Annotated in this window: 25 protein-coding genes and 1 pseudogene; 19 read left to right on the top strand and 7 right to left on the bottom strand. The window is 40.9% G+C overall.

Going from position 1 to position 25,980, the window contains the following annotated elements; translation table 11 throughout:
• Nucleotides 1–345 precede the first annotated feature (345 nt).
• Entirely contained in the window at nucleotides 346–1,134 is a 789-nt protein-coding gene (locus C6Y02_RS03455; protein ID WP_106030653.1) for a YkgJ family cysteine cluster protein, read from the top strand.
• Between the two features lie 177 nt (nucleotides 1,135–1,311).
• Nucleotides 1,312–1,689, top strand: a complete 378-nt coding sequence (locus C6Y02_RS03450) for a hypothetical protein (protein WP_106030652.1) — start codon at nucleotides 1,312–1,314, stop codon at nucleotides 1,687–1,689.
• A gap of 466 nt (nucleotides 1,690–2,155) precedes the next feature.
• Here the strand turns inward: C6Y02_RS03450 and C6Y02_RS03445 are convergent, their stop codons facing one another.
• Nucleotides 2,156–2,734 (bottom strand): hypothetical protein, encoded by a 579-nt coding sequence (locus C6Y02_RS03445; protein WP_126268974.1) that lies wholly within the window; start codon nucleotides 2,732–2,734, stop codon nucleotides 2,156–2,158.
• A gap of 607 nt (nucleotides 2,735–3,341) precedes the next feature.
• On the opposite strand from C6Y02_RS03445, the gene C6Y02_RS19260 reads away from it, so the two are divergent.
• The 4 genes and pseudogenes from C6Y02_RS19260 to C6Y02_RS19415 form a co-directional block, all read left to right on the top strand.
• Complete coding sequence (locus C6Y02_RS19260; RefSeq protein ID WP_155758699.1) at nucleotides 3,342–3,509, top strand: hypothetical protein; 168 nt, start codon at nucleotides 3,342–3,344, stop codon at nucleotides 3,507–3,509.
• A 331-nt stretch (nucleotides 3,510–3,840) separates the two neighbouring features.
• Entirely contained in the window at nucleotides 3,841–4,968 is a 1,128-nt protein-coding gene (locus tag C6Y02_RS03435; RefSeq protein ID WP_106030651.1) for a Rap family tetratricopeptide repeat protein, read from the top strand.
• Complete coding sequence (locus C6Y02_RS03430; RefSeq protein ID WP_017360144.1) at nucleotides 4,958–5,242, top strand: hypothetical protein; 285 nt, start codon at nucleotides 4,958–4,960, stop codon at nucleotides 5,240–5,242. The genes C6Y02_RS03435 and C6Y02_RS03430 overlap by 11 nt, the downstream gene beginning before the upstream one ends.
• 125 nt (nucleotides 5,243–5,367) lie before the next feature.
• Nucleotides 5,368–5,517: pseudogene (locus C6Y02_RS19415) on the top strand (transposase); the annotation flags it as partial.
• 140 nt (nucleotides 5,518–5,657) lie between these two features.
• On the opposite strand, the gene C6Y02_RS03425 reads toward C6Y02_RS19415, so the two are convergent.
• The 3 genes from C6Y02_RS03425 to C6Y02_RS03415 all read right to left on the bottom strand — a co-directional run bounded on the left by C6Y02_RS03425 (nucleotide 5,658) and on the right by C6Y02_RS03415 (nucleotide 7,453).
• Complete coding sequence (locus C6Y02_RS03425; RefSeq protein WP_034660733.1) at nucleotides 5,658–6,329, bottom strand: glycosyltransferase family protein; 672 nt, start codon at nucleotides 6,327–6,329, stop codon at nucleotides 5,658–5,660.
• Nucleotides 6,322–7,011 (bottom strand): class I SAM-dependent methyltransferase, encoded by a 690-nt coding sequence (locus tag C6Y02_RS03420; RefSeq protein ID WP_106030650.1) that lies wholly within the window; start codon nucleotides 7,009–7,011, stop codon nucleotides 6,322–6,324. Before C6Y02_RS03420 ends, C6Y02_RS03425 begins: the two co-directional genes overlap by 8 nt.
• Before the next feature lie 301 nt (nucleotides 7,012–7,312).
• Nucleotides 7,313–7,453, bottom strand: a complete 141-nt coding sequence (locus C6Y02_RS03415) for an anti-repressor SinI family protein (protein ID WP_008345506.1) — start codon at nucleotides 7,451–7,453, stop codon at nucleotides 7,313–7,315.
• Nucleotides 7,454–7,909: 456 nt separating this feature from the next.
• Here C6Y02_RS03415 and C6Y02_RS03410 point away from each other — a divergent pair, with 456 nt between their 5' ends.
• Together C6Y02_RS03410 and C6Y02_RS03405 are read left to right on the top strand one after the other, a co-directional pair.
• A complete protein-coding gene (locus C6Y02_RS03410; RefSeq protein WP_012011676.1) occupies nucleotides 7,910–8,293 on the top strand; it encodes a GtrA family protein in 384 nt (127 codons plus the stop codon).
• Between the two features lie 27 nt (nucleotides 8,294–8,320).
• On the top strand, nucleotides 8,321–8,578 hold the full coding sequence (locus C6Y02_RS03405; RefSeq protein WP_003215318.1) for a hypothetical protein: 258 nt from the start codon (nucleotides 8,321–8,323) through the stop codon (nucleotides 8,576–8,578).
• Nucleotides 8,579–8,613: 35 nt separating this feature from the next.
• Here C6Y02_RS03405 and C6Y02_RS03400 read toward each other — a convergent pair whose 3' ends face one another.
• Nucleotides 8,614–9,459, bottom strand: coding sequence for an AraC family transcriptional regulator (locus C6Y02_RS03400; RefSeq protein ID WP_034660412.1), 846 nt, complete (start codon nucleotides 9,457–9,459; stop codon nucleotides 8,614–8,616).
• A gap of 181 nt (nucleotides 9,460–9,640) precedes the next feature.
• Here C6Y02_RS03400 and C6Y02_RS03395 point away from each other — a divergent pair, with 181 nt between their 5' ends.
• The 8 genes from C6Y02_RS03395 (at nucleotide 9,641) to qoxD (ending at nucleotide 18,911) form a co-directional block, all read left to right on the top strand.
• The gene (locus C6Y02_RS03395; RefSeq protein WP_411266002.1) at nucleotides 9,641–10,819 is read left to right on the top strand and encodes a galactokinase; all 1,179 of its coding nucleotides are present in this window, start codon (nucleotides 9,641–9,643) and stop codon (nucleotides 10,817–10,819) included.
• Entirely contained in the window at nucleotides 10,819–11,811 is a 993-nt protein-coding gene (gene galE, locus C6Y02_RS03390) for a UDP-glucose 4-epimerase GalE (RefSeq protein ID WP_060597554.1), read from the top strand. The genes C6Y02_RS03395 and galE overlap by 1 nt, the downstream gene beginning before the upstream one ends.
• Before the next feature lie 35 nt (nucleotides 11,812–11,846).
• The gene (galT, locus tag C6Y02_RS03385) at nucleotides 11,847–13,367 is read left to right on the top strand and encodes a UDP-glucose--hexose-1-phosphate uridylyltransferase (RefSeq protein ID WP_106030648.1); all 1,521 of its coding nucleotides are present in this window, start codon (nucleotides 11,847–11,849) and stop codon (nucleotides 13,365–13,367) included.
• Between the two features lie 4 nt (nucleotides 13,368–13,371).
• A complete protein-coding gene (locus C6Y02_RS03380) occupies nucleotides 13,372–14,454 on the top strand; it encodes a M24 family metallopeptidase (RefSeq protein WP_106030647.1) in 1,083 nt (360 codons plus the stop codon).
• 515 nt (nucleotides 14,455–14,969) lie between these two features.
• Nucleotides 14,970–15,926: a cytochrome aa3 quinol oxidase subunit II gene (gene qoxA, locus C6Y02_RS03375; protein WP_095285740.1), complete on the top strand. Its 957-nt coding sequence runs from the start codon at nucleotides 14,970–14,972 to the stop codon at nucleotides 15,924–15,926.
• A 27-nt stretch (nucleotides 15,927–15,953) separates the two neighbouring features.
• On the top strand, nucleotides 15,954–17,912 hold the full coding sequence (qoxB, locus tag C6Y02_RS03370) for a cytochrome aa3 quinol oxidase subunit I (protein ID WP_034660406.1): 1,959 nt from the start codon (nucleotides 15,954–15,956) through the stop codon (nucleotides 17,910–17,912).
• Nucleotides 17,912–18,529: a cytochrome aa3 quinol oxidase subunit III gene (gene qoxC, locus C6Y02_RS03365; RefSeq protein WP_007497820.1), complete on the top strand. Its 618-nt coding sequence runs from the start codon at nucleotides 17,912–17,914 to the stop codon at nucleotides 18,527–18,529. The genes qoxB and qoxC overlap by 1 nt, the downstream gene beginning before the upstream one ends.
• A 1-nt stretch (nucleotide 18,530) precedes the next feature.
• Complete coding sequence (gene qoxD / locus C6Y02_RS03360) at nucleotides 18,531–18,911, top strand: cytochrome aa3 quinol oxidase subunit IV (RefSeq protein ID WP_007497818.1); 381 nt, start codon at nucleotides 18,531–18,533, stop codon at nucleotides 18,909–18,911.
• A 78-nt stretch (nucleotides 18,912–18,989) separates the two neighbouring features.
• On the opposite strand, the gene C6Y02_RS03355 is transcribed toward qoxD, so the two are convergent.
• Nucleotides 18,990–19,256, bottom strand: a complete 267-nt coding sequence (locus C6Y02_RS03355) for a spore morphogenesis/germination protein YwcE (RefSeq protein WP_003215279.1) — start codon at nucleotides 19,254–19,256, stop codon at nucleotides 18,990–18,992.
• A 476-nt stretch (nucleotides 19,257–19,732) separates the two neighbouring features.
• On the opposite strand from C6Y02_RS03355, the gene C6Y02_RS03350 reads away from it, so the two are divergent.
• The 3 genes from C6Y02_RS03350 (at nucleotide 19,733) to C6Y02_RS03340 (ending at nucleotide 22,863) form a co-directional block, all read left to right on the top strand.
• The gene (locus C6Y02_RS03350; protein WP_066031564.1) at nucleotides 19,733–20,944 is read left to right on the top strand and encodes an FtsW/RodA/SpoVE family cell cycle protein; all 1,212 of its coding nucleotides are present in this window, start codon (nucleotides 19,733–19,735) and stop codon (nucleotides 20,942–20,944) included.
• Nucleotides 20,945–21,054: 110 nt separating this feature from the next.
• A complete protein-coding gene (gene nfsA / locus C6Y02_RS03345; RefSeq protein WP_106030646.1) occupies nucleotides 21,055–21,804 on the top strand; it encodes an oxygen-insensitive NADPH nitroreductase in 750 nt (249 codons plus the stop codon).
• 54 nt (nucleotides 21,805–21,858) lie between these two features.
• Complete coding sequence (locus tag C6Y02_RS03340; RefSeq protein WP_189318231.1) at nucleotides 21,859–22,863, top strand: LLM class flavin-dependent oxidoreductase; 1,005 nt, start codon at nucleotides 21,859–21,861, stop codon at nucleotides 22,861–22,863.
• A gap of 300 nt (nucleotides 22,864–23,163) precedes the next feature.
• On the opposite strand, the gene C6Y02_RS03330 is transcribed toward C6Y02_RS03340, so the two are convergent.
• Nucleotides 23,164–25,590: a S8 family peptidase gene (locus C6Y02_RS03330; protein WP_106030644.1), complete on the bottom strand. Its 2,427-nt coding sequence runs from the start codon at nucleotides 25,588–25,590 to the stop codon at nucleotides 23,164–23,166.
• Nucleotides 25,591–25,980: the final 390 nt, after the last annotated feature.

Below are 25,980 nucleotides of genomic sequence, written 5' to 3'. Positions count from 1 at the left end.
CCTTTGTACGAATTAGGGACAAGGTACTCCAATGCATATGAGACGATCTGGTTGTTTATGACAGTATATCATAAAAAAGGCACCCGAAAAGGGTGCTGAGCCTGATCAAAACATGACTTTATCTTGAGGTATTGTGTTAAGTCGAGAAGGGGCAAGCATTCTATTATATGAAATATCGGCCTTGGAAGAGTGAAATATGGAAAGGTTACTGACCGTCTTGCAGGCGCAAGACGGTATTTTTTGCTTCGTACTGGTTTAGTAATCTATGATAAAATTGTTTGGGAATTAATGGGTTTATCCGGTTGTTAGAGGGGGAAAGGCAAATGGTTAAGGCAATCTCAAGAAATGACCCGTGTTTCTGTATATAAAAAGTGTCATAGTGACATTCATCCTGAATCAAGAGCTGCACGGCTTATCCAAACACAAAAAAAGTACGAACGAAAAATAGAGGATTATCAAAAATCAACAGGTAATATTCCTCCATGTCAAGAGGGGTGTTATAACTGCTGCTATGAGGATTTTTCTATAACTGAAATTGAGTTTGAATTTATTATGCGTGAGTTGAAGACTTGGAGCAAAGATCGAGCAGAAAAAATATATGATACTGCTTTGGATCAGTGTGAAACAATTAAAAATGAAAGACCTGACACATGGAGAAATTTGGAGATATATACAACGAACGATGGCACAATAATTGTTGAACAAATGAAGAAGCACATGGCAGTTGGACGGAATAGCTTTCCTTGTCCACTACTTGATCCAGAAACAAAATCATGTTCAATTTACGATTCTCGCCCTCTGATTTGCCGTTCTTTTGGTTCGACTCATCATAGCATCAATCAAGATACTCGTGTTGAGATATGCGAGTATATACCTGATTCTGTGGAACACGCTGCAATGACTCCTAATGTTGAAGATGAAACGGCAGAGACTGTTGAATATGTACATTTACGTTTGCCAGACGGAAGTACAATTCAACAAAGGCCCTATCCGATCTATTACTGGTTTAAGATTTTCTTCGATCGGACCGGAAAAAAAGAAGCGCAGTATAATCATTATGATAGCCCAATCAATTTTAATCAGTCACTTGAACAGGCAAACTTATACACTTTAAAAGGATTTAATCTGATTTAAACGAGATAAAAGACAATATTCGTGAAATCGTTTCGCTTGTATAGTTGGCCACACTTTTTCATTCGTGTTTTAGCTCATTTTGGATCTTCCAGGGCAGCTGTTTTGTTCGCATTCTCTCCACACAACAAAAAACTGAAATTCGTTATTTTAACATGAAACTTAAAGGAGGATTTAGACATGGCAATTATTAAAGAACAATATTTAGAGCAGCATACAGAATTTAAACCACCATTTCAAAAGGAAGAAGCAACAATCATTATTCAGGAACAGAGTAGCCAACCGACTTTAGACTTTGCTTTAGCATTGTTGCCGACATTAGGAAAGGTCACACGTATTACGCATTTTAGAAATGGTCAAAAAGTGAGATATTATACGTATGTGGAGACTGTTGCCTATAAATTATTTATTTACCAAGGTTTAGCCAGTAATTATAACGGCGAAGGCAGCCACGCTTTTCAGTCATTTTTAATAAATGTGGGAATTCCAGAAGAAGAGGTTTCTTTCATAACAAAGTCCAATGGTGAAGATGTGGCCGTAATTGAAATAGCTTTATAAAAAGGGTATTTTGAAGTCGAGGATCAAGGAGAAAATCGTATTATGGAATATAAATTAGTACCGGTACACGCCGGCATACCCGAAATGGAATAGTCGCGCGCTATAATCTTTATTGAAACATACAAGGATGGTATGTTAGATAAAGATGATAAAAATTCATTCCAGAGAGGTTTTCAACTGTGCCTTATAGATTTCGGATATAAAATAGTGGAAAAGTGAAAATCAACATAAGAAGCCGTTAATGGCTTCTTTTTTATGTAAAAAGGGTTGTTTTACTAGGAGAAGAATGTGAGGGCTTACCGATCGTCTGCACGCTGCAACACTTTCTATACGCTTACCACTAATTAATGCAGAACCAAAATATTTTCAGGAATTTCAAAAATTTTGTGTTGAAGTCTTATATTAAGAGTAAGCAGGCTCTTACTGGAGCCTGCTTTTTTTATTTATTGTTGCTTAACAGTTATTTTTAAGGTATTTTTACAGTATATGCTAAATTAACAAACATAATATTTACGCCTACATCAACTTTCTTATATTTGTTTTTAACTGCCCATGCAACAGCACCAGAAGTTCCAGCAGTAATAGCCGCAGCTGCTCCAGCACCCCATGGTCCGGCAGCAGCAATTCGACTTGTGTACCAACCGATATATCCGGCTGCAAATCCACCTGCTACTATGGCATTCATGCTTCTAACTTTCGGTCCTAATTTGAGGTGTAAACCTACAAAACCTAAAGTCTGCATGTCACCTTTTTTCTCATTCTCTTCAAAGCTAAATTCTTCTGACTTCATTGAAGTCATTAGTAGACTGTCGTGTTCTGAAATTCCCATTTCCATAAGGGTTTCTTTATCAGCTGTAAAATGAATATTTCCATCCTTATCTAATTCGAAGTAATTAGATAGTTTCTCTGCTAATTCCAATTGTTTTTTATCTACACTGACTGGAGGGGTCTCATTATTACCTTGACTGGCATGACTAATCATTGGAGAAGAGAAACCAAATGTAATAGTAAGCACACATAACACTACTAGAAATTTTTTAAACATACGTACCACTCCTATTTGTTTTTTGGGGTAACGCATACATGATATTTCCTTCTATTGGGGTGGAATACTTAGAGGTTAAGGAGAGTAATAAAATGTATTTATTCTTATTCACTTTGATTTATTGTGTAATCACACAGATGTTGAGTTTTTCCTTTGAGATGTCTTTTGGTGTGTACTTGATAGGTTTAGCTTTAATCAAAGGACTTTCTAGTGTGGAAATTAAAGACATCTTTAATTTCAAAAAGACAAGGGACGTGTTCAAAGAAAACAGATTTATAGATTCTTTGATGGAATTGTTTTCTTTGGTAATAGTGTTTATTAATGCATACATAATTGATTATGAACCATTCTCTCCCTTTGAGTTTGTTTATACTTTTTTCTTGCTTGTAATTCTGTACAGGTTCCTATTTTGGGGGATCATAAGAGAGTCAAAAAAATGGTTGCATAAAGAAGCATAGGAGACATGGATTTATAAGAATCACTCACTTTCTTTGATATATTTCCATGCTACCATTTATTTCTTGATAATTGGTAATGTGATGGAAAGTTTCTTTTTGGGTTGCGGTGACCGCAATATAGGTTCTTTTATTAGGGAGGATAATTTATGATGACTGTAATACCAGTATTGATGATGTTAATTGGTGCTTCTTATTTTGCTGTTTATATGAAAAAACGTAAGAATAATAAAGAAAAAGAGATGGGTTATAAAGTTGTTTTTGCCGTTGTTTACTTTTTACTGAGTGTCCCATTCATCAATATGGTCATCACTGGATAATAAAGAACAGGCTAAAGAGCCTGTTTTTTTGTTTCTTAAAAAACATGGCACCTATTTTAAAAACACCACCAAGAGCGTTCATATTCGTTTCTAAGCATCTTTATTTATGCTCGGGTTTTTCATAGTGTGATGCTTCAAGAACGCTTATATGGGATTTAAATGCGTTAACTGCTGTGATAGCATCTAAAAACCGATATGTCTTGTGTCCTACTTGCTTAAAAAGTGTTTGCGTCATGCCGAAAATTTTACATATGAATGGATAAATAGGGTTTTATTAGGAATTCTTGTGCTAACATTTATTAAAAATTGGTTTTCTAGGGGGGGATTGTAGATGGCGTCTATACCGTCTCCAGTTGTAGCGATCAAGATAAATGAATGGTATAAGCATATAAAAAGATTCAATGTTAAAGAGGCCCAGATGCTAAGGGAAGAGGTTAGAAAAGATATAGATGTCATGGAAGAAGATGAACAGGCGGTTCTTTATTTTCAGTTGATGGAGTTTCGTCATCAATTGATGACAGACTATGTGCAGCCTTCTAAAGAACCACTTGAAAAATCGGATTACTTGAAAGCTGTAGAAGGACAAGGAAAAAAGATGTCAGCCATTCTTGAATACTATTTTAATTTTTTTCAAGGCATGTATGAATTCAAAAATGGTGAGTTTATTAGAGCTATTGTGTTCTATAAGCGCTCGGAAAAGCGCCTGGAGCAAGTAGGGGATGAGTTAGAAAGAGCGGAATTTTATTACAAATTATCTGAAGTGTTTTATCACATGAAACAGACACATGTGTCTATGTATTACGTTGGTCTTTCTTATGATACTTATAAGGCGCATAAGAGCAATTCCCTTTATATGATTCGAGAAATTAATTGTCTAACTGTTATGGCAGGTAATTTCATTGATTTTGAATGCAGAGAAAAGGCGCTTCCTCATTTATTGTCAGCTTTAGAAAAATCTAAGGCAATTTCTAATAAGCCAATGATTGTGAAGTCATTATTTAATATTGGGTGTTGTTATAAAGGATTAGGTGATTTTAATAGGGCACTAGCTTATTTTAATCAGGTTATTCTAGAAGGAGAGCCTATTAATGCTACAGAGTTGCTTTTGGTTTTTTATGAATTATCGTTATTTCATTTGAGTCAAAAGGAATTTATTGAGGGTGAAAGATTTTTCAAAAGAGGCTTGGAAGAAGCGAAGAATAGAAAAAATGATCTGTTTTTATCGTTGCTGATGGTATTGGAAATTTTATTTTTAAAAACAGCAAACCTAAGTGAAGTCTTGAGCTCGTTGGAAAAATTAGAGAATGAGAGGGGTTATCCATATATGGAAGACCTAGCGCTTGAAGCGGCTCGGTACTATAATGAGAATGGGCGTATGGATGAATCTGTAAAAATGTATGAAAAAGTGATGTACGCCCGAAAACAAATCCAAAGGGGCGACTGTTCATATGAATTTTAAAACGGTTCTTACTGGTTTTTTGAGTGCTTCAGCATTGCTAGGTGTGATCTCTTTATCATCTGTCGATTTTGATGTGAATTCAAGAAATGCTACTTCTCCAGAATCCACTGATCTGACTGTAAGGAATGCTACAGGCAGTAGCGTTACTACTGAGGATTTTCCTCTTATAACTTTATCTCAACAAGATAACGATTTTGCTGTGAGGAATGGAACCCGTTCTAGTGAAAATCCTGATGTTCGTTTTGGAACACGTGATTCTAGATTATCTACTTGATGAATCAAACAGACCTTTAGGGTCAGGCTGTCGAGAAAATCTCGACAGCTTTATTTTCCCCCTTAAAATTTACATTTCCCCATTTTATAATAGAGAAAAGCATATTAAAGGAAGGTGTTTTTCTCATGTTCCACATTAGACATTCTTCTCAGCACGAAGCTGAATTTGTATGACTAGATCAATTGGTTGAACACGATCACTTGCTTCGTAAAATTGATCAGTACATTGATTTTTCATTTATCATAGATAAAGTAAAACCGTATTATAGTGAGAAATAAGGTCGTCCTTCTCTCGATCCACTTATTTTGTTCAAAATGATGTTTTTCGGGTACCTAACATCATGACGTGGAAAATAAAAAAGAATGTAGAAAAACATGAGTTTCTCTACATTCTGGTCACCCGAAAAGGGTGCTTTCTATCGATAATTCGCAAGAAATGTTTGTCTCGCTTTTTCATATGTTTCTGCATCAAAATGATCTCCGCATTTGTGGATACACCAAGGCTCTTCTTGTCTCGCAATTCCAACCTCATAGCCCTGCTGGACGAATTCAAAGGACTGCGAAACATCATAAAAATGAAAGCCATCAAAGAGATCCTCACGCCACTTCACATCATACTGCGTCGCCATGAAAAGACCATCAATCGCCGAAGCGTTGATATAATCTTGTGTTTCCGCCTGTTGTTGACGACCTCTTTCAAACGAAAGCAGCTGATAGGTGTCGTGACGATATTCAATGACTTTCCCCCTGCAATGAGAACTCTCCCACCAAATCCCATTGTCAGGCACGCTTTCTGCACCTATGACCCCAACCATCCCAAGTGATGGATGCTGTAAAAAAAGCGGGATCAACTCAAGCAGCATATGCTGTTTGACAATCAATGTATCTTGATGAAGATAAATTTTAAACTGAGCTGGATGGGTGATCGCTTCATTATAAGCAGAGGTCATACTGGATGCATGTCTAATCGGCAAAACCTCTACATGATATCCATGAGGAGCAGGAAGTGAAGCGAGCTGCCGAAAGCAAGCCTGAAACATGGACTCATCATTTACACATAAAACAAACAGGATGGTGGGGTTACTCATGAAGCTGAACCGCCTCAACCACATACTGATAGGCGGTAGCGGCCTCGTGAAAATCTGAACGAATGCCATGCTTGATGAGTAATTCATGTAAATCACTCATCACGCTTGCATAGGAAGGATGCTGTACGCGAATGGTTTCGAGTTCGCGAATACGAAAGCCTGCTGAATGAAAGAGTGCATGAATTTCATGAAGGGTGAAGAAACGTAAATGTGTTTGATCCATTAATCCTGCATCTGTATAAGTGAATCTGCCGGCTAGTAATTCTAAAACTGTTGATATGTGACCGATATTCGGAATGGATGACAGGATGGCTCCTTCTTTTTTAAGGAAGGGTTTGACCTTCTTTAAAACGGCCCACGGATCCAATAAATGTTCAAGGACATCTCCGAAAATGATGCAGTCAAAGTGTTCATGTTCGTAAGGGAGAGTCATCTGTTCAATATTTCCGCATAGAACATGATCTAGCTCTTGCTCAGCATCTTTTGCTGCATCCTCAAACGATTCAATTCCATAAATGGTCCGGCCCTTTTGTTTCAGGACTTTTCCAAGTTTGCCTGTGCCGCATCCGATATCCAATAAAGACGTCCATTCCTCACGAATACGGCTGACAATGACCGGGTTCAAGCCATGATAATACTGATCCTTTTTTTGGTGATAATAGGAAAGGGAATCTGAACTCACGCTCTACCCACCTTTCTGCTTTCTCATTGTTTTCATGCTTAATATATGGGTGGGGAGCTTGGTTTTATAACGTGAGAATGACAATTTTCATGAATAGCGGCTATAAAGGGATCATATAAAGAACGGGAAACGGACTGTCCTCCTAATATAGAAAGACAGAACCCCATGAGTGGAAGGGATTGGTATGAAGGGGTGTTCAATTACTGTAGCGTATCGTCATGAAAGGATTTTCAAAAGGTCAATTGACAAGTCAGAACTTTTAGCCAAAGCAGTCTGAAAGACAAAGGATAACGGCGTTGATTTACGGTTTGTTTATCATCTTCTGATCACCGTTGGATGTTAAAAAAGCTTGTATTTCTTCGATGCCTAGTCCAATTTTTTTCGCTTCCTGAATCAAATAAACCCACTCTTCGTCAACTCTTCTTTTCACTTGCGTATCCATAATATCCTCCAGTTCAATAAGACATATTCATCTGCAACCAATGACTTGAACAAACCGTCTAGTAACTGTACGTGTGGATGAAAACAGCGCAAAATAGATTTTGTCGAAAAATGATGACATTTAACCTATTTTGTAAAATCTATCACCTACCACGTTCCTAAAAAAATGACTAAAAAACCCATAAATATTGATTTCTTACTTCTAATAATAAACAATTGTAAAGTCAGTTAAAAGATTATAAATTAAAATAATGAAAAAGACCTAAATCATTTGGCTTATATAAACCAATTAGGTTGACATTTGCCATCAAGTAGAACAAATTTCATCTGTGCAGGACGTACATATTGTTCGTTTGGGAAGTTCTTCTCAAGATGGTATTCTAAAAGAAACAGAAACCACCAAGAAGGAATGAAGAAAGACATGTATAGCCTTTTTCAAAAGTATCAAGAAGTTGTCATGTATCTTGTGATGGGTGTGTGTACAACCATTGTCAACATAGTCAGCTTCTACTTATTCGTTGAGATGTTTTCCATGGATTATAAAACAGCTACAGTTGTTTCATGGGTATTTGCTGTTCTCTTTGCTTATATCACCAATAAGAAGTATGTCTTCAAGCAAAAGGCTCGTGATACGAAAAGCCTTATGCGTGAGCTTTCTTCATTTTTTAGTGTTCGTCTCATGTCTCTAGGTGTAGATCTGGGGCTGATGATTTTATTTGTGAGCCAAATGGCGCTCAATGAAACCGTCGCAAAAATTCTTGTCAACTTTGTGATTGTGGTCGTGAATTATGTCGCCAGTAAATGGTTCGTCTTCAAGAAAACAAAAGAAGATGCGATTTAACACATGAAAAAAGATAGGTGATGTGAAATGAGCAGCAGGCCAGACGAATTATATGATGTTATATATCAGCAAACAGAAAAGCAGCATGAACAAGTGCTGAGGCTAGTCAAAGAAATGACCGCACATCCAGAAGCGTTTTCGGAACAAGAAAAGGAAAAGATCAACCGAATGGACATTGCGCTTCAAACGGCAACGGACATTTTAGAAAACTTAATGACACCTGACACGCAAATGACCATTGTTTTAAGACAAGGGAGAATTCATGTTGACCTGACGAAAGCGTAAAAGAAGCAGCCAATTGTGAAAGCGGCTGCTTTTTATTATGCATCGCTTGTTTCCCGCAGTTGCTTTGGAGACATGCCGATTTTCTTTCGAAAGACTTTATTCAAGTAATTCGCATTTCGGTAGCCGCACTGTATGGCGATTTCTTCAATCGAGTATTTTGTTGTTTTCAGTAACGTTTCCGCCTTTTCTAACCGGATATTGGTTAGATAGTGAATAGGTGTGAAGCCAGTGGCCTTTTTGAATTCCCTCGTAAAATGACTTTTGGATAAACGTGCCGCAGCTGCCATATCGTCCGGGCCAATTTCCTCGTGAAAATGATGGCTGGCAAACAAGGCAGCTTGAACGATGGGCTCGGGCCATTTCTCCATTTGTCCCTCAAGCTTTGGCAAATATGAATATAGTTCCATGACAAATTGATAAGCAAGGCTAGACCCCTCAAATGGATTGGTAATCCGTCTTTCACTGGCTTCATCATAAATGTTCTTGAGCAGGCGGATCGGTCTGGAATTTGGGTGAAAACGCATGACCTGCTTTCCTTGGTCAATAAATTGGTCAAAGCAAAGATCGCAGGCTTCCCCGTAAAGCGTTAAATAAAGGAATTCCCAATGCTCACTGTCCTCTGGAAAATAATATTGATAGGCACTTGGGCTTTTCACGAGAAAGGCCTGACCCGGCAACACTTTGAAACGTTTCTCTCCGATTTCAATCATGCCATGTCCAGACAGTGTGAGCTGAAAGATGCACTTGCCCTGATCTTTCCGCTCCACGCCATTCCAGCTATATAACGAAGATGATTGTACTTCCCAGCCAACAGACCATATTTGCGCCGGCAATGTCACATCAGAATGGTGAAAACGAAATGCAAATGCTTCCTTCTTCAAATTGGAAACCCTCCTTCACAGCAAAAAACAACCTTTTTCTATTTAGAATCATGTTACACCTCATATCACATCGTACCATTCACAGCAAAAAAAGGGTATTTTTTAACGGTTTTTTTACCATTGAACTGATGCTGCTGGGACAACTAAAATAAAAGTATCAGAAGAGAAAAGGGGAATGGATATGATCGAGACGTTACGCGCGGCATTTCACCAGCAATTTGGAGATGGAGAAGAACTTCGCTATTTTTTTGCCCCAGGAAGAGTGAACTTGATTGGTGAACATACAGATTACAATGGAGGCCATGTGTTTCCATGCGCACTTACTCTCGGAACGTATGCTGCTTGTGCGAAGCGTTCAGATGGCCGCGTGAGAATGTATTCCTTGAACTTTGATAGCGATGGTGTGAAAGAATTCAACCTTTATGAAATCGCTTACGTGGAATCGGACAGCTGGGCGAATTATCCGAAGGGTGTGTTCAATCAGTTTATAGAAGCAGGGATGAAGATAGAAGAAGGCTTTGACATTGTGTACAGCGGCAATATTCCAAATGGCGCAGGTCTGTCTTCCTCTGCCTCCATTGAGCTTGTCACCGCTGTTCTCATCAACGAATGGCATTCATTCAGCGTTTCAAATGCCCGTCTTGCCCTCCTCTCACAGCGTGCAGAAAATGAATTTATTGGCGTCAATTGCGGGATCATGGATCAGTTTTCGATTTCCCTTGGAAAAGAAGATCACGCCATTTTGCTCAATTGTGACACCCTTGCCTTTGAATACAGTCCTTTTCGGCAAGAGGGACTGGCGCTTGTCATCGCCAATACAAATAAAAAGCGGACACTGGCTGATTCCAAATACAATGAGCGTCGGGTAGAGTGTCAATCAGCTTTAAATGATCTTCGGAAAAAAATCGACATCACCCACTTATGTGAGCTCACTGCGGATGAATTTGCAGCACATGCCCACTTGATTGAAGATGACATATGCCGCAAACGGGCAAGACATGTCGTGACGGAAAACGAGCGGACGATGAAAGCAGTAAATTTTCTGAAAGATGATAAAATGGAAGAACTAGGTGGGCTCATGAAGGCTTCTCATCTTTCTTTAAAGAATGATTATGAAGTAACAGGACTTGAACTAGATGCACTGGCTGAAGCAGCTTGGCGGCACCCGGGGACGATTGGCTCCCGTATGACAGGTGCAGGCTTTGGCGGATGCACGATCAGCATTGTGAAAGAAGAACTGCTGGGTTCATTTATAGAAGAAACTGGTGCGATATATCAAGAGAAAACAGGCATTCAAGCCTCTTTTTACACAGCTGGAATTGGAGGCGGCGCAAGAGAACTCACAAAGGAGGAAGTGTGATGACAATTTTAGTTTGTGGAGGAGCAGGGTACATAGGTAGTCATGCGGTGGCGGCTCTTCTAGCGAAAGGTGAACGAGTAGTGGTAGTGGATAATTTGCAGACAGGCCACAAAGAAGCTGTTTTGGAAGGAGCTGTCTTAGAGGAGGGAGATTTACGGGATCACGTCTTTTTAAGACAGGTTTTCAAAACGCATCAAATAGAAGCGGTCATGCACTTTGCGGCAGATTCACTTGTCGGGGAGAGTGTGACAGACCCGCTTAAGTACTATGACAACAACGTCGGCGGAGCAACCGCTTTACTACAAATAATGAATGAATTTGATGTGAAACACATCGTCTTTTCTTCAACTGCTGCTGCATACGGTGAACCGAAGTGCGTGCCGATTGTTGAAACGGATGAAACGAACCCAACGAATCCTTATGGAGAAACAAAATTAGCGATTGAAAAAATGCTGAAGTGGTCTGAGCAAGCGTATGGAATAGAATACGTGGTGCTTCGGTACTTTAATGTAGCTGGTGCCCATACAGAAGGACTTGTCGGAGAGGATCATCAGCCTGAGACACATCTCATTCCAATTATTCTGCAAGTTGCTTTAGGAAAACGGGATCAGATCATGATTTACGGTGATGATTATGAGACAGAGGACGGCACGTGTATTAGAGATTACATTCATGTGATGGACTTAGTAGAGGCACACATCTTAGCCGTTGATCGGCTGCGTGCTGGAAAAGGCAGTGCTACCTACAACTTAGGGAATGGAACAGGTTTCTCCGTGAAGCAGGTCGTAGAAGCTGTCAGAAAAGTCACGGGGCATGCCATCCCGGCACAAGTGGCAAAAAGACGCGCGGGAGATCCAGCAAAGCTGATTGCTTCTTCTGAAAAAGCGCTGCAAGAATTGGGATGGACACCTCAATATGCTGACCTTCACACGATCATTCAGAGCGCGTGGGATTGGTTTCAGAAGCATCCAGATGGCTACCAAAGTGAATAAAGCGTAACAGGCAGGCAAGAGAGGGGACAGAGGGAATGGCGATTGATATTTTTGAAAAATTGGAACAGCTGATTCAATACGGGATCAATAAAGAGCTGATGACATCACTAGATATCGATTATACGAGAAATCGGCTGCTTGAGGTGCTCGGGCTCGATGACGCTGAAGCAAGAACAGTCTCAGGAGAAGGAGACCTTGAAGACATTTTAATGCCGATGCTGGATTGGGCAGTAGAAACAGGCCTTATTCCTGAGGGGACGGATACGTATCGTGATTTACTAGATGCGAAAATCATGGGCTGCTTGGTGGCACCTCCAAGTGTCATCTATGCGAAGTTTGAAGAAAAACGCCAACATGAGGGACCAGAGGCAGCTACAAGCTGGTTCTATGCGATGCAGCAGCATGCCCACTATATTCATACAGGCAGGATCGCCAAAAATGTACAGTGGTTTACACCAACAGACGATGGTGTGCTGGAGATCACCATTAATCTATCAAAACCGGAAAAGGACCCCAAAGCCATCGCTGAAGCTAAGAAGCTCAGTCAAAAGCAATACCCTCTTTGTCTCCTTTGTAAAGAAAACGTTGGCTTCGAGGGGCGGATCAACCATCCAGCGAGACAGAATCACCGGATTATTCCTGTGACACTCTCAGGTGAATCGTGGTTTCTGCAATTTTCACCTTATGTGTATTACAACGAGCACTGCATAGTGTTCAAAGGTAAACATGAGCCAATGAGCATCACCAAAAAAACCTTTGAACGACTGCTTTCCTTCATATCTATATACCCGCACTATTTCATCGGGTCGAACGCCGACCTTCCGATTGTCGGAGGCAGTATATTAAGTCATGACCATTTTCAGGGCGGTGCACATGAATTTCCGATGGCGAAAGCAGAGATGGAAGAAGTCTTTTCTCTCAAAGCCTTTCCGGATGTGCGAGCTGGCATTGTGAAATGGCCGATGTCTGTGATCCGCCTTCGAAGCAGCGAGCGGCAGTCGCTCGCGGACGCAGCAGACTTTATCTTACATGAGTGGAAATTGTATTCAGATGAAGAGGTGGGGCTGATCGCTCATACAGGAGAGACTCCGCACAATACCATTACACCTATTGCGCGACGCCACGGGGATGACTATGAATTAGATTTAGTGCTGCGTAATAACCGTACAGACAAGCGGCACCCAGACGGCATTTTCCATCCGCACGAAGAAGTCCACCATATTAAAAAAGAGAATATCGGATTAATTGAAGTCATGGGCCTTGCTGTCCTTCCTGGCAGATTAGCAGAGGAGTTAAGCCAATTAAAAGAGGCACTGCTATCCGAAAGTCCTCTTGAAGAAATCAAAGCCCGTCCTGCTATCATGAAACACGAAACATGGGCAAAGCGACTGCTTGAAGAGAACACCTTTACAGAGGACAATATCGAAACCATTTTACAACAAGAAATTGGCTCTATTTTTTCTCGAATTCTCTCGCAGGCGGGTGTGTTTAAAAGAACTGAGCAAGGGAAAACAGCTTTTAACCGTTTCATTCAAACACTTCATACAGGCAGGTGATTAGATGATTGAACAAGTAAGAGAGCTAATGGAAGAAAAGCAGCTTGATGGTGTCTTGATTCAAAAGCGAAATAACTTCTCCTGGCTGACAGGCGGAAGAAGGAATCACATTGTGTTAAATACGCCAGAGGGCGTGTGCCAGCTGCTCGTCTTAAAAGACGACCTCGTCCTCATTGTGAATCAAATGGAAGAAAAGCGGATCATTGAAGAGGAAATGGCGTATGTCGATCATCCCTTTCAGGTGGTCACAATGGATTGGTATGAGGATGAGACCCCCTACATTCAAGAACTCACAAAAGGTAAACGAATTGGGGCGGACATTCAAATGGATGGATTCGAATGGATCGAGCCGGATTTGTCACATGTTCGATCGATCCTTACTGCCTCGCTGCTCAGTCAATATGAAATCCTTTGTCATGAAACAGCGGTCATTGTAGAAAGTGTCTGTCAAGAAATCGTGCCAGGGCAGACCGAACACGAAATTGCTTCGCTTATTGCTCAAAGAGCCATTGCACAAGGGATGACGATAGAAGTCCTGCTTGTGGCAACGGATGACCGGATCCATCAATACCGTCACCCGATTCCAACAGAGAAAGCACTTCAAAAGCACGCGCTTGTTGTCCTCTGTGCAGAACGGCACGGGCTCGTAGCGAATGTCACAAGGTCTGTTTACTTTGGTCAGCTTCCAAAGGAGCTTGAAGAGAACAAAGAGCGGCTTGCACGAATTGATACAGTCATGAATGCCGCCACACGTCCTGGTAAAACATTAGGAGATGTACTGAAAGCAGGTATTGCTCAGTATGAAAAAGAGGGCTTCCCTGATAGCTGGAAAAAGCTTCATCAAGGGGGAAAGACGGGATTTGTATCTAGGGAAATCATTGCTGTTCCCTCATCGAAGGAAGAAATTCAGCTACATCAAGTGTTTACGTGGAATCCTTCATTGCCTGGACTGAAATCAGAGGATACGATAGTAGTAGAAAAAGAGGGCAACCGCTTTTTAACCTATACAGGCAAGTGGACGTACATGGACATTGAACATGAGGGAGAGATCTATAGACGACCTGACATCTTAGTGAGAGATGAATAAATGCAGAGTGCCGGCGCTGAGCCGGTTTTTTGCTGGAAGTCTTTAGCGAGATTCCATTAATTCAGCATCATTACCAATTCTTACAGCGTATCGCAGAGAATCGATACTTTCTTTTCTTGTGAACTTGCGTTAAAATGAGTAAGGTTTTTGTTAAATGTGGGGATACCTATTTCAAAATTGTTTACCTAGATAAAATTTCATTAAGTTAAATTGAAATTCGACCAAACTTTTTTATTGTGGTAAACCTAAATTTGACAAAGTTCTTGATTGTTTGTCCTTTGCCTTCAACTCTCAACTTTTCAAAATCCTAGAAATTTATTGTGTGTGCAATAATATAAATTTATGTCGAATTTATGACATTTTAATAGAAATCTGTTGAAAAATAAATGAACTTTTGAAAAAAGGGAAGCTAACTCTAACAGATTTTGATAGCATTACAAAGGGAAGAAAAGTTTTCGAAGGCAGATGGCTTTTCACAATTATTCAGCAATTTATACATTATCTAAGGAAGGATGGTGATCTTCTTGTTCAGAGCCATTAAACCTATGCTTTTATTAGCGATGCTCGTGAGTGTTTTTTTATTAGGAGGTTGCAGCAATATCGCTGTTTTAGATCCTAAAGGACCTGTCGCAGCACAACAAAAAGACTTAATCCTTTTATCCATTGGATTCATGCTCTTTATCGTTGGTGCGGTATTTGTACTGTTTACCATCATTTTGGTTAAATACCGTGAGCGTAAGGACGTTGGAAACGCCTCTTATAACCCAGAACTACACGGGAATACGCTTCTAGAAGTTATCTGGACAGTGATCCCAATATTAATCGTTGCTGCCCTTTCGGTTCCAACTGTAAAAACAATTTACTCTTTGGAAGAGGCACCTCAAGCAACAAGCCATAAAGATCCACTTGTCGTTTATGCTACAGCTGTTGATTGGAAATGGATCTTTAGCTATCCAGAGGAAAATATTGAGACAGTGAACTACTTAAACATTCCAAAAGATCAGCCGGTTTTATTCAAAATCACTTCCGCTGATACAATGGCATCACTATGGATTCCTCAGCTAGGCGGGGAGAAGTATGCGATGGCTGGAATGGAGATGGAACAATATCTTCAAGCTGATCAAGTTGGCACATATGAAGGAAGAAACGCCAACTTCACAGGCGAGGGCTTTGCTCAGCAAAAATTCAAAGTCAATGCGATGACGCAGTCTGACTATGATAAATGGGTAAGCAAAACGAAGAAAGAAGCACCAAAGTTAACGAAGAAAACGTATGACTACTTGATGCTTCCGGATGCTGCAGATGTGCAGACATTCTCATCAACACATTTATCCTTTGCGAAGCATGGAGAGGATTCTGAATACGCACTCCAAGCACGCAAACGTTTAGGTTACCAATCAGTTTCTCCGCATTCCAAAACAGATCCTTTCGAGAATGTGAAGAACTATAAAAGAAAACTAGATAATGAATAAACTGACTAAGGAAAGGAGGAGGCCGTTATGCATTTGAAATGGGATGAGTTTTTTGTAACTGGAGACCCATTAATTCTTGGTGCGCAAATTTCTATCGCTCTTACTTCCATTGCTATCGTGTTTGTTTTAACCTACTTTAAAAAGTGGAAATGGCTCTGGAAAGAATGGCTAACATCAGTTGATCATAAAAAGCTTGGGATCATGTATATCCTTGCTGCTGTGATTATGTTCTTCCGCGGTGGGGTAGACGGACTGATGATGCGCGCACAGCTGGCGCTTCCTAATAATACGTTTTTAGATTCCAACCACTATAATGAAATTTTCACAACGCATGGTACGATCATGATTCTATTCATGGCGATGCCATTTTTAATTGGTTTAATCAACGTCGTTGTTCCTCTTCAAATTGGTGCACGTGACGTTGCATTCCCTTATTTGAACAACCTTAGCTTCTGGACATTCATGGTTGGAGCGATGCTGTTCAACATTTCCTTCGTCATTGGAGGATCACCAAGTGCAGGCTGGACGAGTTACATGCCGCTAGCCGGAAATGATTTCTCACCAGGACCTGGACAGAACTATTACTTGCTCGGGCTCCAAATTGCAGGTATTGGTACACTTATGACAGGTATTAACTTCATGGTGACCATCTTAAAAATGCGTACAAAAGGTATGACACTTATGCGTATGCCAATGTTTACATGGACAACATTGATTACGTCTGTCATCATCGTATTCGCATTCCCTGTATTAACAGTTGCTTTAGCACTTATGACATTTGATCGTTTATTCGGTTCTGCATTCTTTACACTCGAAGCAGGCGGTATGCCAATGCTTTGGGCGAACCTTTTCTGGATTTGGGGACATCCTGAGGTATATATTGTCATCCTGCCGGCTTTCGGTATTTTCTCAGAAATCTTTGCGACGTTCTCAAGAAAACAGCTGTTTGGTTACAAAGCGATGGTTGTATCGATTGTGGCAATCTCTGTTCTTAGTTTTCTTGTGTGGGTTCACCACTTCTTTACAATGGGGAACAGTGCAGCGGTTAACTCATTCTTCTCGATTACAACAATGGCGATTTCTGTACCAACAGGTGTGAAAATCTTTAACTGGCTCTTTACGATGTATCGAGGCCGTATCAGCTTTACTTCACCAATGCTTTGGGCACTTGGTTTCATCCCGAACTTCGTTATCGGTGGTGTCACTGGGGTTATGCTTGCGATGGCAGCTGCGGATTACCAGTACCATAACACGTACTTCCTTGTATCCCACTTCCACTATGTATTAATCGCAGGTACTGTTTTTGCTTGTTTTGCTGGCCTTGTTTTCTGGTATCCAAAAATGTTTGGTTACAAGTTAAACGAAAGAATCGGCAAATGGTTCTTCTGGGTATTCATGATCGGATTTAACATCTGTTTCTTCCCGCAGTACTTCTTAGGACTGCAAGGAATGCCAAGACGTATTTATACGTATGGACCAGAAGATGGCTGGACTGCACTAAACTTTATTTCAACAATTGGTGCATTTATGATGGGTATCGGATTCATCATCCTTTGCTACAACATCTACTACAGCTGGAGACACGCGAAACGTGAAGTGTCTGGAGACAGCTGGGGAGATGGACGTACTCTTGACTGGGCGACATCTTCTGCAATTCCGCCGCATTATAACTTTGCAGCACTTCCAGAAGTGACAACACCAGATGCATTCCATCATTGGAAGCAAAACAACGTAGACGTTCATCCTGAAAAAGAATTCAAGAAAATTCACATGCCGCACAATTCAGGCAGACCACTCATCATGTCTGCATTCTTCGGACTTGGTGCATTCGGTCTTGTATTTGAATGGTACTGGATTGGCGTTATTGGCTTAATCGGTGTATTCGCAACAATGATTTTACGCTCATTTGAATATGACGATGGCTACTATATTCCTGTTGAAGAAGTGATTGAAACAGAGAAAAAGAATAAGGAGGCGCAGAAGTAATGGGACATAATGATAGCAGCTATGCAAATGCACCGCTTGAATATCAGTCTGAAACAGGACGTTTAAACATCCTTGGTTTCTGGATATTCCTTGGCGCGGAAATCGTGTTATTCTCAACACTTTTTGCGACCTACTTTGTTCTTCATGGCAGAACAGCTGGCGGCGTTTTACCAGCTGAACTGTTTGATATGAAGCTTGTATTGATCATGACATTCCTGTTATTGGTTAGTTCATTTACATGCGGGATTGCTGTTCATGAAATGCGCCGTGGAAGTACAAAAGGGGTTGTCATTTGGACGATTCTGACACTGCTTCTAGGTGCAGGCTTCGTTGGCTTTGAGATTTTCGAGTTCTTCCATTATGTACATGAGGGTGCGAGTATCCATACAAGTGCGTATTGGTCTGCATTCTTTGTACTCTTAGGAACTCACGGACTACACGTATCCATCGGTATCTTCTGGATTACCGGGGTCTTGTTCCAAATTAAAAAACGTGGATTAACTCCACAAACAGCAGCGAAGATTTTTATCTCAAGTCTATACTGGCATTTCCTTGATGTTGTATGGATTTTCATCTTCACAGCTGTTTACTTGATCGGATTAGGGGGGCTTTTGTGATATGGCTGGAAAAACACATTCCTCAGCAGAGCACGAACACTTCCCTTGGAAACACGTAGTTGGCTTCATCCTATCCATTGTGCTAACAATCTTAGCATTCTGGATTGCCATTGGAGCTGAAATTGGCAGTTCTGCAAAACTATGGATTATCTTTGGTTTTGCCTTCATTCAAGCGTTCTTGCAGCTATTCATGTTTATGCACATGACAGAAAGCGAGAACGGAACTGTTCAAGTCGGAAATACATTGTTTGGTCTGTTTTGTGCGATTATCTTCGTTATCGGATCTGTTTGGATCTTTGCGGCTCACTACAGCCACGGAGAGAACAGCAAAGACGGTTATTCACCTTCTGCGCCAAAGCAGTCTGAGCATTCAGAGAAATAATAAAAAAACCACTCATCCCTCAAAGGTGAGTGGTTTTTATCATGATGTTGATTACGCCTCCAATAGGTGGTGCGTGATTTATCTGGTGCTGCTGAATCTTTTGCGAATGAATGGAAGTCCATAAATGAGAAACGCTGCAATGTGTGCCAAAATGACGTTAATGGCAAAGAATGCGATCATGAAGGTATGTCCTGCTGGAGATAAACTGCTCGTCATGTAAAGACCGAAGAAAATCCACATAATCATAATGGGTGGAATAGAAGCTAGTGCAATTTTTCTGTTTTCAAGCCATAAAAACAGGGGTGTAGCCGTTGCAATACATAGGTACGCAAAGAACATATCCATCGTATCCAACTCCTTTGTAAGTTGATATCCAAATCAAATGAGAGGTCAGGATGCAATTGTGTCTGTTTTTAGGAGATATTGTGAACATTTTGTTACAAGTATTATACCACAATTGACTTTGAAGTAAACTCAATAATTGGAAAATGGGCCTTATTCCGTAGAAAGTGGCTTTTTCCTTTTCTCTCCGTACAGCTTATGCTGGCTTGATAATTGCTTGTCATATCGCCACATAGGTCATTGAATTTTCCCCTTAATATCTGTAAAATAATCTTTTTAAAGGACTCATGATCGGATGAATGGAAAGAGTATAGAGGAATTTTTTCCTATTGTTAGAAAGAAAAGTATTTCATTTTTTGAAAAATGATTGGAACCTTTCGGATGTATCTTCCGTCATATTTAAGGTGAGTTGCTTTTGTGAAAAATTCAATCTAATATAAATAAGGGCTTTTATGTTTTGTAATAAGGGTGGTTAGTTCATGAACAAGCAGAATACATCTCCGTACTATCAAGGGGATTTAATTTTTATATTTTTAGCCTTCTTTGCCATCAGTGTCATTGCGATTTATGCTGCGGGTCAATTTGGACAGTATGGATCTAATGCATGGACGAGGCAGATTATTTACTACATGGTCGGAGTTATATGTATTGTAGCCATAAATTACTTTGATTTGGAGCAATTAGAGAAGCTAAGCCTCTATATTTTTATAGGTGGCATACTGTTGTTACTTTTTCTGAAAGTCGCTCCTGCACAAATCGGAGGTCATGATTTTGCTCCAATTAAAAATGGTGCAAAAAGCTGGTTTGTGATACCAGGGATTGGGACACTTCAGCCTTCAGAGTTTATGAAAATTGGTTTGATTATGATGCTTGCATCTGTCATCGGTAAGTCAAGCCCTAGAGGAAAACGGACATTAGAAGATGATATCTTCCTACTATTAAAAATTGCCGGTGTAGCAGCCGTTCCAGTTGGACTGATTTTCTTACAGGATGCAGGTACGGCAGCTGTCTGTATGTTTATTGTCGTTGTGATGGTGTTTTTATCAGGGGTCAATTGGAAGCTGATTTCTCTCATCGGTTCTGTGGTTGTGCTTTTAGTTGCCGCTGTGTTAGCCGTGATCATTCTCTTCCCTGATGTTGCGAAAACAATTGGCATTCAGCAGTATCAGATTAACCGGATTACCGCTTGGCTGCCTGATAGCTCTACGTCAGCCAACCAAGCGCAGACTCAGGATGCGTCTGGGTCTGATAAATATCAAGTAGACCAGGCCATTATGGCTATTGGTGCTGGACAGATTTTTGGGAATGGGGTTAAAAACTTAAAAGTCTATGTCCCAGAAGCACAAACAGATATGATTTTCTCCATTATAGGAGAAGCCTTTGGCTTTGTCGGATGTGCGTTTGTTGTGATCATGTTCTTCTTCTTGATCTACCGGCTTGTCGTGCTGATCGACCGTATCCATCCATATAGCCGGTTTGCGTCATTCTTCTGTGTAGGATATACAGCACTGATTGTGATCCATACGTTCCAGAACATTGGAATGAACATAGGCGTGATGCCTGTAACAGGGATTCCGCTCCTATTTATCAGCTTCGGAGGAAGCTCTGTCTTATCTGTCCTTATTGGATTCGGGATTGCTTATAACGCAAGTGTTCAATTAACGAAATACCAAAGTTATTTATTTAAATAAAACGGGTAAGGGCAGTCTAAGTATAGACTGTCTTTTTTCATGCGAGTTTTAATTTTTGAAAAGCCATATGTCTTTGTCATATGATAGTACAAGTGAAGGAGGTCTTCGAATTGAACAAAACGATAGAAACGATATTAAATCATCGGTCCATCCGTTCGTTTACAGACGAGCGTTTGTCCGAAGAAGAGGTGCTGACACTCATTAAAAGTGCACAGGCTGCTTCGACATCAAGCTATGTACAGGCGTACAGTATTATTGGTGTGACAAATCAAGAGAAGAAGGCCAAGCTTGCTGAACTAGCCGGGAATCAGCCATACGTTAAGAAGAATGGGCATTTCTTTGTCTTCTGTGCAGACTTGAAACGCCATGATGATATTGCAAAAAAAGCAGGGGAAAATCATCAAGAGGCGCTTGAGAATACGGAAGCCTTTCTCATTAGCGTCATTGATACGGCGCTCGCTGCGCAAAATATGAGTGTAGCCGCAGAATCAATGGGACTTGGGATCTGCTATATTGGCGGTCTGCGTAATCAACTGAAAGAAGTGTCTGAATTACTTGAAACGCCATCTTATGTGCTGCCGTTATTTGGTCTGGCTGTCGGACATCCAGCGAGTCAATCGTCACAAAAGGAACGGCTGCCAGTTGAACTCATTTATCATGAAAATGCATATCAACAAGATGAAGCGCATGTGGCTCGTTATTTAAAAGAATACGATGATCGTATTTCATCATATTATGAAGAACGAACAAACGGAGAGAGAAAAGATACTTGGTCTAAGCAGATGCTTCGCGGCTTTAGTCAGCCAAAGCGTGCCTTCCTTGGAGAATTTGTTAAAGAGAAGGGCTTTAATCGAAAATAAATAAGACATCCCCCCTTTCGATTGAGAGAGGGGGATTTCTGTAAGAGGTGCAGCATGATGAAATTAAGTATACTGGATCAATCTCCTTTGATCGGAGATGCAACACCTGCTGAAGCATTGAAGCAAACGGTTGAATTGGCAAAGCAGGCAGAGAAGTGGGGCTATCACCGTTTTTGGGTATCAGAGCATCACTTTTCAAACCGGCTTGCAGGGTCGAGTCCAGAGGTGCTTCTCGGTCATTTATCAGCCGTTACGTCACATATTCGTATTGGCTCAGGCGGTGTGATGCTGCCTCACTATAGTGCCTATAAAGTAGCAGAGAACTTCAGGGTTCTCGAAGCAATGGCTCCTGGCAGAATTGATCTTGGGATTGGACGTGCTCCTGGTGGTATGCCCATTTCCTCCATTGCCCTTCATCATGGTGAACGAAAACGACTAGGTGATCAATATCCTGAGCAGGTAGAAGAATTGAAGGTCTATTTACACGACCTAGCGGATGAATTTTACCCGCTGCCCCATTTAACCGCTTCTCCGAAGGTAGAGACTGCACCAGAGGTATGGATGCTTGGTTCCTCTGGAGGGAGTGCAAGACTTGCGGCGAAAGCAGGTGCAGGCTATACGTTTGCTCTATTTATCAATGGCGAAGGCGGAGAAGATTCTGTGGAGCAATACATCAACCGGTTCGAACCTTCAGCATTCGGTGATGAGCCGCGCGTCAGTCTTGCGGTCTTCGTTTTATGTGCTGAAACAGAGGAACAGGCAGAAAAACTGGCAGTCAGCTTAGATTTATCCTTACTCGCCAATGAACAGGGGCAAAACCTCGGGGGCTTTCCTTCATATGAAAAGGCACAAGCTTATTCCTACAGTCCATATGAACAAAAACGAGTGGCTGCCAATCGTCAAAGGATGGTGGTTGGAACGCCATCTTCTGTGAAAAAGCAGCTGACGGCACTAGCGAAAGCGTATCGTACAAATGAAGTAATCGCTGTGACGATCACTCACCACATGCAAGACCGGCTCACATCGTATCGTTTATTAAAAGAAGCCTTTGATGCATAACGTATGTATGTCTAGGGGGAAAAGGAGCATCATGATGAAAATAAACGCGGCTGTCACCAGCAAACTAAGCGGGTAAATGAAGGACACATAGACCGTCAGCTCGCATGCTTGATGAAAAGGACGAGGATGTTTCGCGTGTAAAAGGGTGAAAAAATACACCAAAGTGATCGTTAGAAAAAAAGCAGTCAAAAAAGAAACGATCCATAGCAATATCAACATCAGACTCTCTTTCCTCCATATATAATCGAAAAGCCTTGATGAGCTAATCCGCTCATACAAGGCTTTTCTTGTGATTCACGTTTATTCAGGATAAATATCGAAGGGTTCCTTCGTTTGAACAGTGTCTGATTTCCCTTTCAAACTTGCATACGCAAGCATTGTATACTCACCAGGTTCCAGCTTTTGACCTTGATTGATCGTGCCATTCCATTTTACGCGGTGTTCTCCTTTATCAACATGTTGATAAACACCTGCTTCACCTATATACTCTCCATCTGTCGAGTAGACGAGAAATGCAAGGTTCTCAGCGCCACCAGGCAGATAGCTGCTAATGACATAGCTTCCAGCACGGTTATCCGGCTCGACGGAAACCGAAGTGACGCGCGGATAATCAGGCTCTTTTACAATCAATAAAGTAGGAATCTCTGTGACCTTTCTGCCATTTTCACGAAGGGTAATGCTGCCTTGGTACGTTCCTTTTTTGGTTTTACCGTATTTCACTTGTACCGCGGAAGTAAAGGACCCAGTGGAATTCCCTTTGACAGTGATTTTTTTCGTTCCGTTTGTGCTGATGCCGCTGCCATTGAATTTGTAATCAATGGTATACGTTTTCGGTGCTTTTGAAAGGTTTTCTACCTTGAATTTCTTCGTTTTGATTTGAACGCCTTTTTCTTTCAAGAAAGTGCCGTAAGAATAGCTGGCATCAGAAACGATAGATGACGCTTGGAGTGATTCGATGATTCGAACACTGCCTGTCCCTTGTGTGTTATGAGGGAATGGGCTGCCATTTGCATCAAATAGTTTTTCTGCTGTATTCATCATCAGTGCTTTGATCTGTTCAGTTGTGTACGATGGTTTTGCTTGCTTGATGATCGCTGCGACCCCTGCCACATGCGGTGAAGCCATGCTTGTTCCTTGCTTTGAGCCATATCCATAAGGCTGAGAAGGGTTATGCGTTGGAATCGTACTCACAATGCTGACGCCAGGTGCTGATAAATCAGGCTTAATCATCCAAGTATCCACAACTGGTCCGCGAGATGAGAAGTCAGCGACTTGCTCACTAAGTTCTTTGACAAATTGAATGGAGAAAGTTGTTGTATTGTTTCCAGCCTCAATGGCTTTGACAAGCGCCGTTCCTTCAGCTTTTGAAAGCTTAATCGTAGGAAGAGCGAGACCCGGTACATCGACTGGAATTTCTCCATCGGTGTTGTTATACATCACAACGCCGATTGCACCAGCAGCTTTTGCATTGTCTACTTTATCAACAAAGGCAATGGCTCCTCGTTCGATCACGGCAACCTTTCCTTTAATATCGATGTCTTCAAATGCTTTTTCGTCACCGATACCTGCATGGACGAGTGTGACTTGTTTTTGGTCAAGTGCTTTTAAATCACTCTCTTGGTAGTAGCCCATCACTTTTGCAGTAGAATAGTTCGGGAATTTCACACTATAAAGGCTGTACGGAAGTTGAGTTGCTCCGACAGAAATGGCATCTCTTGACGTGCCGGGAGAACCGACTGTCCAGCTGTTCGGTCCGCTGTTTCCATTCGATGTGACAGCGACAACGCCTTCAGACATGGCCCAATCGAGTGCGATGCTTGTGGCATAATCAGGGTTATTCACACTGTTTCCGAGAGAGAGGTTCATGACATCTGCTCCATCAGTAACAGCGCGGTCGATGCCTGCAAGAACGTTCTCAGTTGTCCCAGACCCGCCTGGTCCAAGTACACGGTACGCAAGAAGTGTGGCATCCTTTGCGACACCTTTAATTTGTCCATTGGCAGCAATTGTTCCTGCGACGTGTGTGCCATGGTCTGTCGATTCACCTCTAGGGTCTCCTTTAGGCGTCTCTTGCGGAGAATAATCGTTATCAACAAAATCATAGCCTTTGTATAAACCAAAGTTTCCTTTTAAATCAGGGTGGGTATAGTCTACTCCAGTATCAATGACAGCGACTTTTACCCCTTTTCCAGAGTAGCCGGCATCCCAAGCTTTTGGTGCACCGATAAATGGAGCGCTTTTATCCATAAGAGGGGAGACATCTTCATTTGGAAGTTGAATGCTTTCCTTTTTCACTTCATCTGTTTTATATGTAACATCCGGATAAACGGCTTTTACTCCGTCAACTGCGAGCAGCTTCGGAATTTCGTTTGCAGGAAGTTTCATAGAGAAACCAGAGAAGACTTTTTCATATTCTTGACGAACACTCGCTTTATCAATTTCTTTGAGTGCTGCATTTTTTACTTTTGTTCGAGATTTTTTGAGGGAGGCCTTTGTTTGAGCTTTGCCTTCTTGCTTGGCTTCAACTAAGGATTTTTCCTTTAATTCAACAATGACAGTGGTGTGTTTTCTAGAGTTGACATTGATTTCACCGAAGATTTCTGCTTTTTCTAGTTCCACCTGTTTGTTCGATGGAGCGGCAGCAGCCTGTTGACCTGTAAAGAATGTGGATAAAATAAAAATAGTAGAGAACAATAGAACAGAAGAACGAGAGATGACCTTTTTCATTAATTTTCCCCTTTCTAGCTGTGTTTTTAGGGAGATAGCCTTTCTTTTTGTGGATAAATAGGAAAGATTCACTGCCCGTTATTAAGTATTCAATACGATGAAAACAATTCCTTTACTAAAATGGTCTTATTTTACATAGTTATAAAGAGCTATTTTGTTTATAAAGTCTCACTTATGCACAAACTCCTGTTGATAACTCAATTATTTAGATATATATATGGAAAATAAAAAAATCGCATACACAAAATCTAGTAATGGGGTGTTGATATGTGGATAAACTCTGTTGATAAGGTGTGCTTATCTTTTGGATAGTGTGTGTATAAAATTTTTATTCAAACATCATCGTACGTGATGATCTTCTGCACTTTTCAACAAAACTTCTGAAAACTA

The organism is Bacillus sp. NMCC4 (genome assembly GCF_002998555.1).
Lineage (GTDB): Bacteria > Bacillota > Bacilli > Bacillales > Bacillaceae > Bacillus.
The sequence above is the reverse complement of the archived record's forward strand: the minus strand, read 5'-3'. Positions and strand labels throughout refer to the sequence as shown.

Coding starts and splice junctions, on each gene's coding strand:
- C6Y02_RS03455 (WP_106030653.1), top strand. CDS start 346: ATGACCCGTGTTTCTGTATATAAAAAGTGTCATAGTGACATTCATCCT.
- C6Y02_RS03450 (WP_106030652.1), top strand. CDS start 1,312: ATGGCAATTATTAAAGAACAATATTTAGAGCAGCATACAGAATTTAAA.
- C6Y02_RS03445 (WP_126268974.1), bottom strand. CDS start 2,734: ATGTTTAAAAAATTTCTAGTAGTGTTATGTGTGCTTACTATTACATTT.
- C6Y02_RS19260 (WP_155758699.1), top strand. CDS start 3,342: ATGACTGTAATACCAGTATTGATGATGTTAATTGGTGCTTCTTATTTT.
- C6Y02_RS03435 (WP_106030651.1), top strand. CDS start 3,841: ATGGCGTCTATACCGTCTCCAGTTGTAGCGATCAAGATAAATGAATGG.
- C6Y02_RS03430 (WP_017360144.1), top strand. CDS start 4,958: ATGAATTTTAAAACGGTTCTTACTGGTTTTTTGAGTGCTTCAGCATTG.
- C6Y02_RS03425 (WP_034660733.1), bottom strand. CDS start 6,329: ATGAGTAACCCCACCATCCTGTTTGTTTTATGTGTAAATGATGAGTCC.
- C6Y02_RS03415 (WP_008345506.1), bottom strand. CDS start 7,453: ATGGATACGCAAGTGAAAAGAAGAGTTGACGAAGAGTGGGTTTATTTG.
- C6Y02_RS03410 (WP_012011676.1), top strand. CDS start 7,910: ATGTATCTTGTGATGGGTGTGTGTACAACCATTGTCAACATAGTCAGC.
- C6Y02_RS03405 (WP_003215318.1), top strand. CDS start 8,321: ATGAGCAGCAGGCCAGACGAATTATATGATGTTATATATCAGCAAACA.
- C6Y02_RS03395 (WP_411266002.1), top strand. CDS start 9,641: ATGATCGAGACGTTACGCGCGGCATTTCACCAGCAATTTGGAGATGGA.
- galE (WP_060597554.1), top strand. CDS start 10,819: ATGACAATTTTAGTTTGTGGAGGAGCAGGGTACATAGGTAGTCATGCG.
- galT (WP_106030648.1), top strand. CDS start 11,847: ATGGCGATTGATATTTTTGAAAAATTGGAACAGCTGATTCAATACGGG.
- C6Y02_RS03380 (WP_106030647.1), top strand. CDS start 13,372: ATGATTGAACAAGTAAGAGAGCTAATGGAAGAAAAGCAGCTTGATGGT.
- qoxB (WP_034660406.1), top strand. CDS start 15,954: ATGCATTTGAAATGGGATGAGTTTTTTGTAACTGGAGACCCATTAATT.
- qoxC (WP_007497820.1), top strand. CDS start 17,912: ATGGGACATAATGATAGCAGCTATGCAAATGCACCGCTTGAATATCAG.
- qoxD (WP_007497818.1), top strand. CDS start 18,531: ATGGCTGGAAAAACACATTCCTCAGCAGAGCACGAACACTTCCCTTGG.
- C6Y02_RS03355 (WP_003215279.1), bottom strand. CDS start 19,256: ATGGATATGTTCTTTGCGTACCTATGTATTGCAACGGCTACACCCCTG.
- C6Y02_RS03350 (WP_066031564.1), top strand. CDS start 19,733: ATGAACAAGCAGAATACATCTCCGTACTATCAAGGGGATTTAATTTTT.
- C6Y02_RS03340 (WP_189318231.1), top strand. CDS start 21,859: ATGATGAAATTAAGTATACTGGATCAATCTCCTTTGATCGGAGATGCA.
- C6Y02_RS03330 (WP_106030644.1), bottom strand. CDS start 25,590: ATGAAAAAGGTCATCTCTCGTTCTTCTGTTCTATTGTTCTCTACTATT.